The sequence below is a fragment of the Arthrobacter sp. PTI12 genome (assembly GCF_056679915.1).
This window is the reverse complement of sequence record NZ_CM155256.1, coordinates 341,470-355,436: the sequence shown is the minus strand read 5'-3', so window position 1 is coordinate 355,436 and position 13,967 is coordinate 341,470. Positions and strand designations below refer to the sequence as shown.

18 protein-coding genes are annotated in these 13,967 nt (G+C 63.3%); 10 read left to right on the top strand and 8 right to left on the bottom strand.

Annotated elements, in window-relative coordinates; translation table 11 throughout:
- Nucleotides 1-18 precede the first annotated feature (18 nt).
- Nucleotides 19-147, bottom strand: coding sequence for a hypothetical protein (locus AC1MBU_RS01760; protein ID WP_268760496.1), 129 nt, complete (start codon nucleotides 145-147; stop codon nucleotides 19-21).
- Here AC1MBU_RS01760 and AC1MBU_RS01755 point away from each other — a divergent pair.
- The 4 genes from AC1MBU_RS01755 to AC1MBU_RS01740 all read left to right on the top strand — a co-directional run bounded on the left by AC1MBU_RS01755 (nucleotide 113) and on the right by AC1MBU_RS01740 (nucleotide 3,222).
- On the top strand, nucleotides 113-1,156 hold the full coding sequence (locus AC1MBU_RS01755) for a TerC family protein (protein ID WP_479788286.1): 1,044 nt from the start codon (nucleotides 113-115) through the stop codon (nucleotides 1,154-1,156). The genes AC1MBU_RS01760 and AC1MBU_RS01755 overlap by 35 nt on opposite strands.
- A gap of 20 nt (nucleotides 1,157-1,176) precedes the next feature.
- On the top strand, nucleotides 1,177-1,554 hold the full coding sequence (locus AC1MBU_RS01750; protein ID WP_277358985.1) for a helix-turn-helix transcriptional regulator: 378 nt from the start codon (nucleotides 1,177-1,179) through the stop codon (nucleotides 1,552-1,554).
- Nucleotides 1,555-1,564: 10 nt separating this feature from the next.
- The gene (locus tag AC1MBU_RS01745) at nucleotides 1,565-2,143 is read left to right on the top strand and encodes an HhH-GPD-type base excision DNA repair protein (RefSeq protein ID WP_056545479.1); all 579 of its coding nucleotides are present in this window, start codon (nucleotides 1,565-1,567) and stop codon (nucleotides 2,141-2,143) included.
- Between the two features lie 101 nt (nucleotides 2,144-2,244).
- Nucleotides 2,245-3,222, top strand: coding sequence for an EamA family transporter (locus AC1MBU_RS01740; RefSeq protein WP_277358984.1), 978 nt, complete (start codon nucleotides 2,245-2,247; stop codon nucleotides 3,220-3,222).
- 48 nt (nucleotides 3,223-3,270) lie between these two features.
- Here the strand turns inward: AC1MBU_RS01740 and AC1MBU_RS01735 are convergent, their stop codons facing one another.
- Genes AC1MBU_RS01735 through AC1MBU_RS01725 form a run of 3 tightly spaced genes read right to left on the bottom strand, consistent with a single transcriptional unit; the run spans nucleotide 3,271 to nucleotide 6,150 of the window.
- A complete protein-coding gene (locus AC1MBU_RS01735; RefSeq protein WP_479788285.1) occupies nucleotides 3,271-5,547 on the bottom strand; it encodes a heavy metal translocating P-type ATPase in 2,277 nt (758 codons plus the stop codon).
- 37 nt (nucleotides 5,548-5,584) lie between these two features.
- Nucleotides 5,585-5,809: a heavy-metal-associated domain-containing protein gene (locus AC1MBU_RS01730; RefSeq protein ID WP_056545421.1), complete on the bottom strand. Its 225-nt coding sequence runs from the start codon at nucleotides 5,807-5,809 to the stop codon at nucleotides 5,585-5,587.
- A 29-nt stretch (nucleotides 5,810-5,838) separates the two neighbouring features.
- Nucleotides 5,839-6,150 carry a metal-sensitive transcriptional regulator gene (locus AC1MBU_RS01725; protein WP_056545419.1) on the bottom strand — a complete coding sequence of 104 codons (312 nt, stop codon included), beginning with the start codon at nucleotides 6,148-6,150 and terminating at the stop codon, nucleotides 5,839-5,841.
- Nucleotides 6,151-6,280: 130 nt separating this feature from the next.
- Here AC1MBU_RS01725 and AC1MBU_RS01720 point away from each other — a divergent pair, with 130 nt between their 5' ends.
- Both AC1MBU_RS01720 and AC1MBU_RS01715 read left to right on the top strand, forming a co-directional pair.
- Nucleotides 6,281-6,940, top strand: coding sequence for a DUF305 domain-containing protein (locus AC1MBU_RS01720; RefSeq protein WP_346027755.1), 660 nt, complete (start codon nucleotides 6,281-6,283; stop codon nucleotides 6,938-6,940).
- 59 nt (nucleotides 6,941-6,999) lie between these two features.
- Nucleotides 7,000-7,644: a DUF3105 domain-containing protein gene (locus tag AC1MBU_RS01715; protein WP_277358981.1), complete on the top strand. Its 645-nt coding sequence runs from the start codon at nucleotides 7,000-7,002 to the stop codon at nucleotides 7,642-7,644.
- Nucleotides 7,645-7,714: 70 nt separating this feature from the next.
- Here the strand turns inward: AC1MBU_RS01715 and AC1MBU_RS01710 are convergent, their stop codons facing one another.
- A complete protein-coding gene (locus AC1MBU_RS01710; protein WP_479788284.1) occupies nucleotides 7,715-9,262 on the bottom strand; it encodes an MFS transporter in 1,548 nt (515 codons plus the stop codon).
- 63 nt (nucleotides 9,263-9,325) lie between these two features.
- Between AC1MBU_RS01710 and AC1MBU_RS01705 the strand changes: the two genes are divergently transcribed.
- From AC1MBU_RS01705 to AC1MBU_RS01690, 4 genes are all read left to right on the top strand, one after another.
- Nucleotides 9,326-9,883 carry a TetR/AcrR family transcriptional regulator gene (locus tag AC1MBU_RS01705; protein WP_277358979.1) on the top strand — a complete coding sequence of 186 codons (558 nt, stop codon included), beginning with the start codon at nucleotides 9,326-9,328 and terminating at the stop codon, nucleotides 9,881-9,883.
- Nucleotides 9,884-9,956: 73 nt separating this feature from the next.
- On the top strand, nucleotides 9,957-10,499 hold the full coding sequence (locus tag AC1MBU_RS01700; protein WP_479788283.1) for a dihydrofolate reductase family protein: 543 nt from the start codon (nucleotides 9,957-9,959) through the stop codon (nucleotides 10,497-10,499).
- A gap of 55 nt (nucleotides 10,500-10,554) precedes the next feature.
- A complete protein-coding gene (locus tag AC1MBU_RS01695; RefSeq protein WP_277358977.1) occupies nucleotides 10,555-10,890 on the top strand; it encodes an ArsR/SmtB family transcription factor in 336 nt (111 codons plus the stop codon).
- A 24-nt stretch (nucleotides 10,891-10,914) separates the two neighbouring features.
- Nucleotides 10,915-11,415, top strand: coding sequence for an SRPBCC family protein (locus tag AC1MBU_RS01690; RefSeq protein ID WP_277358976.1), 501 nt, complete (start codon nucleotides 10,915-10,917; stop codon nucleotides 11,413-11,415).
- A 60-nt stretch (nucleotides 11,416-11,475) separates the two neighbouring features.
- Here AC1MBU_RS01690 and AC1MBU_RS01685 read toward each other — a convergent pair whose 3' ends face one another.
- From AC1MBU_RS01685 to AC1MBU_RS01675, 3 genes are read right to left on the bottom strand one after another with little or no spacing between them, the layout of a single operon-like run.
- A complete protein-coding gene (locus AC1MBU_RS01685; RefSeq protein ID WP_277358975.1) occupies nucleotides 11,476-11,868 on the bottom strand; it encodes a universal stress protein in 393 nt (130 codons plus the stop codon).
- Nucleotides 11,865-13,424, bottom strand: coding sequence for a tripartite tricarboxylate transporter permease (locus AC1MBU_RS01680; RefSeq protein WP_277358974.1), 1,560 nt, complete (start codon nucleotides 13,422-13,424; stop codon nucleotides 11,865-11,867). The genes AC1MBU_RS01685 and AC1MBU_RS01680 overlap by 4 nt, the downstream gene beginning before the upstream one ends.
- On the bottom strand, nucleotides 13,417-13,965 hold the full coding sequence (locus AC1MBU_RS01675; RefSeq protein WP_277358973.1) for a tripartite tricarboxylate transporter TctB family protein: 549 nt from the start codon (nucleotides 13,963-13,965) through the stop codon (nucleotides 13,417-13,419). Before AC1MBU_RS01675 ends, AC1MBU_RS01680 begins: the two co-directional genes overlap by 8 nt.
- Nucleotides 13,966-13,967: the final 2 nt, after the last annotated feature.

The following is a 13,967-nucleotide window of genomic DNA, read 5'->3' as shown; positions in this document are numbered from 1 at the left end:
CCCCTAACCAGTCCATCGTCATTCCGGCAGCCCCAGCGCTTCCCGGTGGACAGGCCGGCAGCGGCCGGGAGAGACCTCCAGTTGGTAGTAACTGACTGGAAGCAGGTACCCCATGAACGTGCCCTTGTGGCTGTGGTTTGCTGTCATTGGCCTCATACTCCTGATGTTGACGTTCGACCTCGTTGCGCACCGGCGCGCGCATGTCATTTCTGTCCGGGAAGCTGCAATCTGGTCTGCTGTCTGGGTCCTGATGGGCGTGGCGTTCGGTGGAGTGATCTGGCTCGGTTATGGCGCTGAGTTCGGCCAGCAGTATTTCGCCGGATACGTGATTGAGAAATCTCTCGCTGTCGACAACGTCTTCGTGTGGGCCATCATCTTTGCCTTCTTCGGAGTTCCCCGCGAGTTCCAGCACCGCGTATTGTTTCTCGGCGTGCTGGGAGCCTTGGTTTTCCGAGGCATTTTCATTGCCGCCGGTTCGGCCATCATTGCCAGTGCGGAGTGGGTTCTCTACCTGTTCGCCGCGTTCCTGATCTTCACCGGCTACAAGATGCTCAAGCAGCGCAACGAGCACATTGATCCGGAGAAGTCACGCACGCTGAAGCTGTTCCGCCGCTATGTCCCGATGACCGACGCCTTTTATGGTCAGCGTCTTCTCATCCGCAAAAAGGGCGTACTGCTTGCCACTCCGCTGCTCGCGGTCCTCGTCATGGTAGAGGTGACGGACATTGTGTTTGCGGTCGATTCCATCCCTGCGATCTTCGCGGTGACGGATGAGGTGTTCCTGGTCTTCACCGCTAACGCGTTCGCTATTCTGGGCCTGCGTGCCATGTACTTTCTGCTTGCCGACCTCATTCACCGCTTCATCTACCTGAAGGTAGGGCTTTCCCTGGTGCTGGTGTGGGTGGGAATCAAGATGCTCCTCAAGGTGGACGTCTTCTACATCCCGACGGCGATTTCCCTGGGTGTCATCATCACCATTTTGGCCATCTCCATAGGCGCGAGCCTGCTGGCGACCCGCGGGGAGGAACGCCGGGCGCTTCCCGGTCCGCTGACTTCCCCCTTCCGCACGGCCACACCGGAAGAGTTCGAAGATCTGCAACCGGTCTGGGGTAGAAAAGGTGTAGCGGCGGGAACTGACCCCCGCAACGACACCTAAAACGACAACGGGGAGGCACTATGCCGGAGGCTGGACCGGACCCCCATCCCGGAGATGGCCCCCCGGCTGCGACGGGCGGTGAAAGCCGCCCGTCGTGGACCATCCTCACGAATCACGGGCACGTGCTCCTCGCGGTGGCAGCCCATCCGGACATTCTGGTGGAGGACCTTGCGCTCCGGGTGGGAATCACCCGCCGTGCCGCCCTGCACATCCTCAAGGATCTCGAGGAAGCCGGGTACATCCACCGTCTGAAGGAAGGGCGCCGCACACACTACGTCGTGGAGGGTTCCCAGCCCTTCAGGCATCCTGCGGAATCACACCACGACGTCGGCGCCCTCCTCCGCATCTTCAAGGATGACGAAGTGGCTTCCGACTCTAAACGCCCGTCCGGTCGATAGCATTGGATCCATGGCGCCACATGTTCACATCACCGGCGACAGCGAAGCTGATGAGCTGCTGTCCAACAATCCGCTCGCGCTGCTGCTGGGCATGCTCCTCGACCAGCAGGTAGCGATGGAAACGGCCTTTGCGGGGCCGGCCAAGATCAAGGCACGGCTGGGCGCGCTGGATGCCGCCACCATCGCAGAGTACGACGCCGACGCTTTTGTTGAGCTCTGCCGGACCCCTCCCGCTGTGCACCGCTATCCCGGCAACATGGCGGCCCGGATCCAGACACTCTGCCGGACGGTGGTGGATGAATGGGGTGGCGACGCGTCGGCCATCTGGACGCGTGGTGAACCTGACGGCGCCGAGGTGCTGAAGCGGCTGAAGGGCCTGCCGGGCTTTGGGGTCCAGAAAGCGCAGATTTTCCTTGCGTTGCTCGGCGAACGCTATGACTTCACGGGCTCCGGGTGGCGGGAGGCAGCAGGCCACTACGGCGAGAACGGCTGCTTCCGGTCCGTCGCGAACATCACTGACGCAGAGTCACTGGCGAAGGTTCGTGAGACCAAACGCGCGGCGAAGGCAGCCGCGAAGCAGAAAGCATAGCTGGTGCGTCATGACCGTAGCTGGTGTTGACTCATAACCAATTCTCAGCGTAACGTCATCACCGTAAGCACACTTTGGTTATGACGTTATGAGGGACACCCATGAGAAGCGGTACAGCTACCGGACTGTGGTTTGCGCTGCTGTCAGCCGCCTCCTTCGGCGTGTCAGGGCCCTTCGCCAAATCGCTGCTGGAGATCGGATGGAGCCCTGGTGCCGCCGTCGGAATCCGTATCGGTGGCGCAGCCCTGGTGCTGCTTGTCCCCGTGGTGGTTGCGCTCCGAGGCCGCTGGGGCACGCTGCGGCGCAACGCACTGACGCTGATCATCTACGGCGCAACCGCCATTGCGCTCTGTCAGTTCTTCTACTTCAGTGCTGTTCAGCGGATGTCAGTCGGCGTTTCACTGCTGCTCGAGTACCTCGCGCCCGTGCTCATTGTCGGATGGTTATGGCTCCGCTCCCGCAGGGCGCCGAGTAGGCTCACCATCTGCGGATCCATCACCGCCATGCTTGGACTGCTTCTTGTCCTTGACCTGACCGGCGATCAGCGGTTGGACCCCATCGGGGTTCTGTATGGACTCGGAGCCGCGGTCTGCCTCGCGGTGTTCTTTGTAATGTCGGCAAAAGCCGACGACGACCTGCCGCCACTGATAATGGCCGGCGGCGGTATGCTGGTCGGCGCTTTCACGATCCTCGTGCTCGGGCTGATCGGCGTGATGCCTTTTGCGTTCGAGTTCCGAGACGTGACCCTCGCAGGCTGGCAGACGTCCTGGCTGGTTCCCGTCCTGATGCTGGTTCTGATTGCGACGGTGCTCGCCTATGTCACCGGAATCTTCGCCGCTCGGGGCCTTGGGTCGAAGGTGGCATCCTTCGTCGGTCTTACTGAAGTGATGTTCGCCGTCCTGGCATCGTGGCTCATTCTCGGCGAGCTGCCCTCAGTCATCCAGCTGCTCGGCGGTGCGCTGATTGTCGGCGGCGTGATCCTGGTCCGCATCGACGAACTCCGGCAGGCGGCTGGCTCCCGCGACCCGCTCGACCAGGCAAACGTCGTAGAACCTGTACCGACAACGCCGGGCAGCTAGGGAGTGGGACCAGCGGAACAGTAAGTCCGGCTGGCCCCACACCAAGCGCTATTTCCCGAACCGGCGCAACCGCAGCGAGTTCGCGACCACCAGCACCGAGCTGGCCGCCATGGCCGCGCCCGCGACCATCGGGTTCAGCAGGCCCAGCGCGGCAATCGGAATGCCGATCGTGTTGTAGAAGAATGCCCAGAACAGGTTGGACTTGATGGTGCCGAGCGTCTTCCGGGACAGCTCGATGGCCTGGGCTACCTGTTCCAGGCTGTTGCCCATCACAGTGAGGTCAGCGGCTTCAATCGCCACGTCTGTGCCCGAGCCCATCGCGATGCCAAGGTCAGCCTGCGCCAACGCAGCGGCATCATTCACGCCGTCACCTGCCATGGCAACGGTTGCCCCATCCGCCTGAAGCCGCTTCACGGCCTCTACCTTGCCCTCGGGGAGCACATCCGCCATGACGTCTTCGGGAGCGATGCCTACTTCCGCGGCGATTTTCCGTGCCACGGCGGCGTTGTCACCGGTGAGGAGCATAGGCCGCAGCCCGAGTTGCTTGAGCCGCTCAATGGCAGCGGCTGAGGACTCCTTGACGGTGTCCTGCAGACTGATCAGCCCGGCAACCTCACCATTGACGGCAACCCAAATGGCGGTGGAACCGGCCTCCTGCTCCGCAGCAAGAGCCGAACGGTGCGCCTCGGTGATGTCGACGTCGTTCTCCTCCAGCCAACCGGCACGCCCGGCCAGCACGACAGAACCGTCAACGGTCCCACGCACACCGCCGCCTGCGGAGCTGATGAAGTCGCTCACCGGCGGGTGCCCCGGAGCGGCGGCCGCAATGGCCTGCGCAATGGGGTGTTCGCTGGCGGACTCCACAGCCGCAGCCAGCGACAGCACGTCTTCCCGGCTGCGGGAACCAAGCACGACGACGTCCGTCACGGACAACCGGCCGCTGGTCACGGTGCCGGTCTTGTCCAGAACGATGGTGTCGACCGTCCGGGTGTCCTCGAGGACCTGGGGACCGCGGATGAGGATGCCCAGCTGGGCGCCCCGGCCCGTGCCGGTGAGCAGCGCGGTCGGTGTTGCGAGCCCCAACGCGCACGGGCAGGCAATGACCAGCACTGCGACGGCGGCCGTGAACGCTGCTTCGACATCACCGCTGAAGACGAGCCACGCCGCGAAGGTGAGCACCGCGATCACAAGGACCACGGGCACAAAGACTGCGCTGATGCGGTCGGCGAGCCGTGCGATCGGCGCCTTGCCGCTCTGCGCCTGGCTCACCAGCCGGCCCATCTGCGCCAGGGTGGTCTCGCTGCCGACGCGGGTTGCCCGGATGATCAGCCGGCCGGACGTGTTGATGGTTGCGCCGGTGACGGTGCTGTCCGGGCCAACCTCGACGGGCACTGACTCTCCGGTGATGAGGGAGGTGTCCACGGCGCTGCGCCCCTCGACCACAAAGCCGTCGGTCGCGATCTTCTCACCCGGCCGGACAACGAACTCATCACCATGCACCAGCGACGACGCCGGCACCTTCACTTCGACAGGCTCACCGCCCTGTTGGCGCAGCACGGTGGCGTCCTTGGCCCCGAGATTGAGGAGGGACTTCAGTGCATCACCGGCCCGCTGCTTGGCGTTGGCTTCCAGATACCTGCCGAGCAGGAGGAAGGTGACCACGACGGCGGCAACCTCGAAATAGAGCGCGTGCCCGCCCATATCCATACCGACATGCGCCGTGACCATCGGGTCAGCGAGGAGCTGGCCCAGTGAGAACAGATAAGCGGCGGTGACGCCGATCGACACCAGCGTGTCCATTGTGGAGGAGAAGTGCCGCGCGTTGATGGCCGCGGCCTTATGGAAGGACCACGCAGACCACGTCACTACCGGCGTGCTGAGGGCAAGCACCACCCAACCCCAGTGCGGGAACTGGAGCGCCGGGATCATCGAGATGAGGAATACCGGGACGGTCAGGATGGCAGCGGTGATCAGGCGGGGACGCAGCTGGGACGCCGTGCCTCCGTGCGACATGTGATCATGGTCCATCCCGTCCGCCGCGGGTTCGCCTTCCGTCGATGGCCCGGGACCGTGCGGCGACTTCTTCAGTTGCGCGGTGTATCCGGTGGCATTCACGGTGTTGACGATGTCTTCATCCGAGATGTGCGCAGGAACCGTCACCATCGCGGATTCCAGTGGCAAGTTGACGCTCGCCTCGACGCCGCTGAGCTTGCCGAGTTTGCGCTCCACCCGACCCACGCATGAAGCGCAGGTCATGCCCTGGATATCGAGCTCAACTACCCTGGTTGCGCTCGCGGTTTCTGTAGTGTCCGGTGTGGTGGTCATGATGGTCCTTCCAGGCCGGCTTTTCGCCGGAGTTCTACTACGCGTCGTTGGAAACGACGACGTAGCCGGCTTCCGCCACGGCTTCGCCGATCTGCTCTGAGTCGATGTCACCCTCCGAGGTGACGGTTGCGGTGGAAATTCCACCCTTGTTCAGCTCAACGGAGACGTTCTGGACGCCCTCGATGGCGGAGATCTCCTCGCTGACTGAGTCAACGCAGTGGCCGCAGGTCATTCCCGAGATGCTGACTGTTGTGGTGCTCATGATTGTTCTCCTTCGGTGATGTGCAGGAATTACCGCAACAGCCGGCTGATGGCCGCTGTTGCCTCCTGAACTTTTTCGTTAACTGCCCGGGGGTCTCCGGACGCCTGTGACTCATTTGCGGCACCGACGACGCAGTGAGCAATGTGCTCTTCAAGGAGCCCGATGCTGACCGCATGCAGTGCCTTGTTCACGGCGGAAACCTGGGTGAGGACGTCAATGCAGTACTTGTCCTCCTCCACCATCCGCGCAATTCCACGGACCTGCCCCTCAATGCGCTTAAGCCTGAGGAGGTAGGCCTCCTTGTCAGCGGTGTAACCGTGTTCCGTTGTTGTCTGCGTCATGATTCCTCCCGGTTGTCACTCCAACATATACCCGCCGGGGGTATGCGTCAAGTACCCCTAGGGGGTATGGATTGGGAACGATTCGCCCGGTGCCCTACGTTAGATAACAAGACACGAAAGGCAACCCCTCATGACCCTCAACCTTGAGGCGTGGCAGAAGCGCGTCCTCCTCCTTCTCGGCCTCATCGCGGTGGCCGCCCTATTTGCCCTCGCCTTCACCGCGGGCAGGGTGGCGGCAGATCCTGAGACGCCGGGGACCAACAGTGCGGACGCTGGATTCGCGCGTGACATGCAGGTCCACCATTCCCAGGCCGTGGAGATGTCGCGCATCGTGCGTGACCAGACTGACGACGTCGTCATCCGCACTATTGCGTATGACATCGCCATGACCCAGCAGCACCAGGTCGGCCAGATGTACGCCTGGCTGGAGGAATGGGGTCTGCCGCAAAGCAGTGACGCGGATCGGATGGCGTGGATGGCAGGCAGCGGACACACCGCACATGCCGATGGCGGCACAGGCGCCGAGGGCGGGGATGACGCCGCCGCGGACACTCTGATGCCTGGCATGGCAACGCCCGAAGAAATGCAGGCGCTCGCCGAGGCGACCGGCGAGGACGCTGAGCGGCTGTACCTCGAGCTCATGATTGACCACCACATAGCCGGTGTGGACATGGCCCAGGCGGGAGTGGATTTGGCGGAGGACCCGGAACTCCGCGAGCTCGCCCGCAAGATGGCGGCGGGCCAGCAGATTGAGATCGTGGAGATGGAAAAGCTCCTGGCGCAGCTCTAGGCCACCCGCCCGGTACATTTAGACCCGAACCCTTACAAAAACAGAAGGAAATCAGCGCGTTGAATAAGAAACGAGCTCAGGAGAACGTGGACCGGCAGGCACGGTTGAAGGCGCTCCAGTCACAGCAGCGGGCCAGCGAACGGAAGCGGAACAGCCTGATCTTCGGCGGCATTGCACTGGTGATTGTCGCCATCATCGTCGCTGTCACCATCGTAATTGTGCAGCAGGTGCGGGAGAACGATCGCCTGGATGCGCTCGCCGAGCAGCCCATTGAGGGTCTTGAAACCATCGAGGTGACATCCTTCGAGCACGTCCCCGGACCCGTTGAGTATGAGCAGGATCCTCCCGTCGGTGGGAACCACAACGCCATCTGGACCAACTGCGGCATCTACACGGAGCCGATCCCCAATGAAAACACCGTCCACTCCCTTGAGCATGGCGCTGTATGGATCACGTACCAGCCGGATCTGGAGCAGTCCGAGATCGATGCCCTCACCGATCTCGTGGGGGAGCGGAGCTACGTCCTCCTGAGTCCTTACGAAGGCCAGGAATCGCCGATCATGGCGAGCGCCTGGGGCCTTCAGCTGGGCGTTGACTCGGCTGACGATGAGCGTCTCGTTGCCTTTCTCACCAAGTACATCCAGGGCGAGCAGACCCGCGAGCCGGGTGCGGCCTGCAGCGGAGCGCTTGACCCCTCCGCCTAACCCTTACCTTGAATGAGCAGGACAGGCCCCTTATCCCTCGGGATAGGGGGCGTGTCCTGCTTAATGAGGCTCAGGCGGCGGACGGCTTGCGCAGACTCCAGAAGGCTAGGCCGGAAGCGGCGAGCATGAGAACCGCGCCGATTCCTGACGTAAGAACAACGCCGCTGTCGAACGCGTGGAACGCCGACTCCAACAGGAGCGCCCCGCTCTCCGAAGGCAGTTCCGACGCGACGTTGATGGCGCCGCCCAGCGTTTCTGTCGCCGTCGTTCCCTGTTCAGGACTCAGCCCGGCAGGAAGCCTCAGGTGCTCCTGGTAGGAAGCGAGCAGGATGCTGCCGAGGAGCGCGGTGCCGAAGACGGAGCCGACCTCGTAGGCAGTCTCCGAGATGGCTGACGCTGCGCCCGCTTTCGCTGCCGGCACGCTGGACAGGATCAGGTCGTTCGACACCGTCTCGGATGCCCCCACGCCCGCGCCGAGCAGCACGAAGGCCGCAAGCAAGGCGCCGATCGATCCGCCCTGGCTCAGCAGCGCGACAAACGCATATGCTCCCGCCGAAAGCAGCAGGGCAGCCGGGACCACCACATGTGGTGCAACTTTCCGGACCAGCGGCACGACGGCGAGTCCCGCAACGATCGTCATGACCAGGCCGGGCACCAGGACCGCGCCGGCCTCCAGCGGACTGAGCCCGAGCACCAGCTGCAGATGCTGAGACACGAAGTAGAGAAACCCGACCAGCGAGAAGATTGCCAGCAGGTTCACCAGCACCGCACCGGTGAATGGCCGCACGGTGAAGAGGCGCACGTCGAGCATGGGATTCTGCCGCCTCAACTGGCGGCGGACAAACGCGGTACCCGCGGCAAGACCAACGACGACGGCGGCAGCAACCACCGCTGTGGACCCGCCTTTCGCGAAGGTCTTGATGGCGAAGACGATGGGCAGCATGGTGCTGACGGAGAGCATGATGCTCAGGTAGTCGACGCGGCCCGGGTTGGGATCCGCTGACTCCGGAACCAGCAGGGGCGTAACAACGAGAAGGACCAGGAGTACGGGAACAGCCAACAGGAACACCGAGCCCCACCAGAAATGCTCCAGGAGTGCGCCGCCCACCAGCGGACCGAGGGCAGCACCCGCCGAAAAACCGGCTGCCCAGACCGCGACAGCGAGGCGGCGCTGGTTCCGGTCGAGGAAGATGTTTCGGATGAGGGAGAGCGTTGACGGCATCAGCATGGCGCCGAACACACCGAGACCAACGCGGGCTGCCACCAGAAACTCGGCCGTGGGTGCGAAGGCGGCAACCACGGAAAAGACAGCAAACCCGGTGGCGCCGATCATCAAAAGCCGGCGCCGTCCGAATCGGTCGCCGAAACAGCCCATTGCAACCAGTAAGCCGGCGAGGACCAGCGGGTAACTGTCGATGATCCACAGCAGGGTTGTACCGCTGGTGTTGAACGCAAGCGAGATTTCCGGCATGGCGAAACTCAGGACCGTATTGTCCACTGCCACCAGCAGCACCGGCAGCATCAGAGCCGCCAGCGCCCACCACTCACGGCGACCGGCACGCGGAGGGACAGCGAGCGAGCGGGTGGCAGCCGGGACAGAAGTGTAGAACTGGGTCATGGGTTTAAGCTATACCGTCCAGCCGGTACAGTAAAGCGAATCGGCGTCAGTATGATGAAGGTCATGGCCAGTGCCCGCGAACGAATTCTTGACAGCTACGAAAGCATCCTCATCAGCGATGGGGAGCGCAGTGCCACCATGGAATCGGTGGCCGCGGCAGCGGACGTGTCCAAGGGTGGGCTGCTCTATCACTTCCCATCCAAGGAGGCCCTCGTTGACGGGCTTGCTGATCGCCTCGAGAGTCTCGTTGCCCGGGACCGGGAGGCAATGGCGGCGGATCCGGAAGGTCCGGCGCGCTATTACGTCCGTACCTCCATGTATGAGAACAGCCCCCTGGACCGGGCGCTCGTAGCCATGGCGCGCCTCGCTCAGCAGGGCCACCCGAAAGCACAGGAAACCTTCGCGCTCATTCAGGAGCAGTGGCTGGGTGCCCTCGAATCCGAGCTCGGGAGCCGCGCCGTTGCCCGCGCCGTGAAGCTGTTAGGAGACGGACTGTATTACGACGCCGCGTTCTTCGCCGGCGCGGCTTCCGAACAGCAGAGCGGGGATGACCTCAAGGACGTCCTCGCAATCGTGGACCTGATCGTCCGGGAGGGTGCACAGATCCAGCGAGGGGCATAGCCGCTGTGCTGAGGGCGCTTGAATTCGAGGCCACCGCTGCCCTGGAAACACGTGCCGGGTCTACGATGCTTCCATGACTCAGCGGCAGTGGTCCGGGCATGTGTTCATTGGCATGAGCGTCGACGGGATGATCGCAAGGGCCGACGACAGCCTCGATTGGTTGACAGGCGACGCATCAGCCGGGGAGGCCAACAATCCGGACGTATCAGGTTTCACTGGATTCATGGCTTCGGTCGACCACCTGGTGATGGGCAGAAGCACCTATGACGTGGTGCAGGGGATGGGGGAGTGGTTCTACGGCGATACACCGGTGCTCGTTTTGAGTACCACGCTCGAAACGGATGACCCCCGTATCCGGATTGTGCGCTCACTCGGCGAGGCCACTGCGCTGCTGGATGACGACGGCGCCCGCAACGTCTATGTGGACGGCGGCAGAACTGTGCGCACCTTCCTTGCCGCTGGTTTGATCCGAACTCTCACCCTCACGCGGGTTCCTGTTCTCATTGGCGAAGGGAAACCACTGTTCGGCGCACTCTCGGCCGATGTGCGGCTGCAGTTGGACGACGTGAGAGCACTCAAGGACGGGGCTGTGCAGACCCGTTACACGGTCCTCTGAAAATTTCCGCAATACCCCTTGACCCCTGCACCATGGAGGAATAATCTACAACCAAATGGTTGTAGATCAGCTTTCGGAACCTGAAGTGGACCGGTTGTTCCACGCACTCGCGGACAGCACGAGACGCAGCATTGTGCTCCGAGCAATCAGCGAGGAGTACTCAGTTTCAGCCCTGGCTGCGCACTACGCCATGAGTTTCGCGGCGGTGCAGAAGCACGTAGCGGTGCTGGAACAGGCGTCGCTGGTCACCAAGGAGAAACGCGGAAGGGAGCAGATGGTGCGTGCCAACCGGGAAACAGTTCGGAAGGCGCGGCAGCTGCTTGACGAGTTCGAGTTGATCTGGCGGCAGCGCGTCGACCGGATCACCGAGATCCTCGCAGAGGATGAGTAGTCGATATCAGGAAAGGTAGTCATCATGGCTGTCATCAGTACCGAAAAGGACCTCGAGGCGCTCAGCCTCACGATCGTTGCGGAGTTTGACGCCGCCGTCGAACGCGTCTGGCAGATCTGGGAGGATCCGCGTCAGCTCGAGCGTTGGTGGGGCCCGCCGACGTGGCCGGCCACGTTCGACAAGCACGAGTTCCGCGAGGGCGGCTCGTCAAGCTATTTCATGACGGGCCCGGATGGGGAGAAGAGCCGCGGCTGGTGGAAGTTCACCGCGATTGATTCGCCCCGGCGGCTGGAGTTCAACGACGGCTTTGCCGATGAGTCCGGTGCCCCCACGGGCGAAATGGGGGAGACCCACGCCGTCGTCATCCTGGAGGAGGTTGAAGCGGGCCGCACACGGATGACGGTGGCATCCAGCTTCGAGAGCGCCGAGCAATTGCAGCAGATGATCGAGATGGGTATGGAGGAGGGGCTCAAGGAGGCAATGGGCCAGATCGACGAGATCCTGGCAGAGCGGGCCAGCGTGTGAGGCCGGAAAAAGCAATGGCCCCGGCGGATATCTCCGCCGGGGCCATTCACCTGTCAGCAGTCAGGCCTTCACCGCAAGCACGTTGCAGCCAGCGCCCAACAGGATCGACTGCGCGGTGGAACCCATGATCAGCTTGCCCACCGGTGTTCGGTGACGCAGCCCGATCACGATGAGTTCGGCGGCATGGCGAACAGCCGCCTCCAGCACGTCCTCCGCGGCCGTGTCCTTCGACGTTCCGTGATGGACGGTGAAGTCCACTCCGGAAGTCCGCAGCGTGTCCTGCAGGCGGGACATGTCGTCGTCGTCGGCGTAGGTCGGGTCCACCAGGCGGTCCGCGCGGGTGGTGTTGACCACCACGAGTGTCGCGCCGCGTTGGCGAGCCTCGTCAACCGCGGCTGTCGCGGCGGCGTCACCCAGCGCATTCGGCACGTAACCGAGTACAACAGCACTCATTTTCCGCCTTCTTTCAGCTCGACGGTGGCAACAGGGGTTTCATCGGCCACCTCGGACTCCATGGCCTTCTGACGTTTCTTCAACCAGAAGGAGAGGGCAAAGATGACAATGAGCACCGCGTAGATGGTCGCGGCGATCGGTGTGCTGACCAGTGCGGTTGGATCACCCTGCGAGATGGCAAGCGAACGCCGGAGCTGATCCTCGAAGATCGGACCGAGGATGAGTCCCACCACCATCGGAGCGATCGGATAGCCGTAACGGCGCATGAAGAATCCGAGTACGCCGATAACCAGCAGGACAAACACGTCCACCGGGGTGAAGTTCACTGAGAAGGCGCCCATCGCAGCGAAGACCATGATTCCGGAGTAGAGGTAGGGCCGGGGGATCTGCAGGATCTTGACCCAGATACCCACGAGCGGCAGGTTCAGGACCAGCAGCATCAAGTTGCCCACGTAGAGGCTCGCAATCAGCGCCCACACCAGTGCACCCTCAACCTCGAACAGGAGGGGTCCGGGCTGGATGTTGTAGCGCTGGAACGCGACGAGCATCATGGCTGCAGTGGCCGTCGTCGGAATGCCAAGCGTCAGCAGCGGAACCAGGACACCGGCCGCGGCCGCGTTGTTGGCAGACTCGGGACCGGCGACGCCCTCGATGGCGCCCTTGCCGAACTGCTTCTTCCGCTCGCCCTTCGCGAGCTTCCGCTCGGAGGCGTAGGACAGGAAGGTTGCGACGTCCGCACCGCCGGCGGGAATGGTTCCCACCGGGAAGCCGATGAACGTTCCGCGAAGCCAGGGTTTCCAGGACCGCTTCCAGTCCTCCGTGCGCATCCAGTTGGTCCAGCGCCCGGCCACGGGAATCACCTTGACGGGACCGTGGCGGAGGCGGGAGGCGACATAGAGCGCCTCACCCACCGCGAAGAGCGCCACTGCCACCAGAACGACGTCGATACCGTCCGCCAGGAACGGGTTGCCGAACGTGTACCGCTGCTGGGCTGTCAGCGCGTCGACGCCGATCAGGGCAATGAACAGGCCCAGCGCCAGCGACGCAAGCCCCCGCAGCACGGAGGCACCGAGCAGTGCCCCGACGGTCAGGAACGCAACGATCATGAGCGCCACGTACTCGGTGGGCCCGATCTGCACTGCGAATTCAGCGACATAGGGTGCAACGAAGCTCAGTAGCACGGTGGCGACCGTGCCGGCAATGAACGAGCCGATCGCCGCCGTCGCCAGTGCCGCGGCGCCCCTGCCCGCCTTGGCCATCTTGTTGCCCTCAAGTGCGGTCACAATGGAGGCTGATTCGCCGGGCGTGTTCAGGAGGATCGAGGTTGTGGAGCCGCCGTACATGCCGCCGTAGTAGATGCCCGCAAAGACGATGATCGCCGCCGTGGGGTCAAGGCTGTACGTGATGGGCATGAGCAGTGCCACGGTCATGGCCGGGCCGATGCCCGGCAGGACGCCTACAGCGGTACCCACCAGCACGCCACCGAGCGCGTACAGCAGGTACATCGGCTGCATCGCAACGCTGAAACCCTCAAGCAATGCCATGAAATTATCCATTGAAGATTTCAACTCCTTCCAGGAGGAAACCGGCCGGCAGCGAGACGCCGAGGAGGCCGGCGAACACGAACTGGAGGATCAGCGCGAGAACGACGGCGATGATTGCGTTGCGCCACCACGGCTTGGCACCGAGGGACCAGGCGGCACCGAAAAAGAGGACGGCGGCCGCTACCGGCCAGCCGAGCGGAACAATGAGTGCGATGTGAATGGCGAGGAACCCGACGAGCTTGCCGACGGTGAGCCAGTCGGTCTTTACGTTGGGGTCAATGTCCTCGCCTTCCTCGGCAGCACCGGTGTGTCCGCGAAGGAGCTGGATGACCAGCCCGATGCCGATGGCCACCATGATGCCGGAGACGATGAACGGGAAGACACGGGGGCCAACAACGCCCGCGGACGGCGGGATGGGAATCTGCGCGCCGGCAACGAAACCGACGACGCCGACGCCGACGATCATTCCCGCGAAGATCAGTTCGCCGAGTGGCCGGGCGGTCGCGGCTTTCGTGCCGCTCCCGCCCGGCGCCTCGTTGATTGAAGAGCTCATCG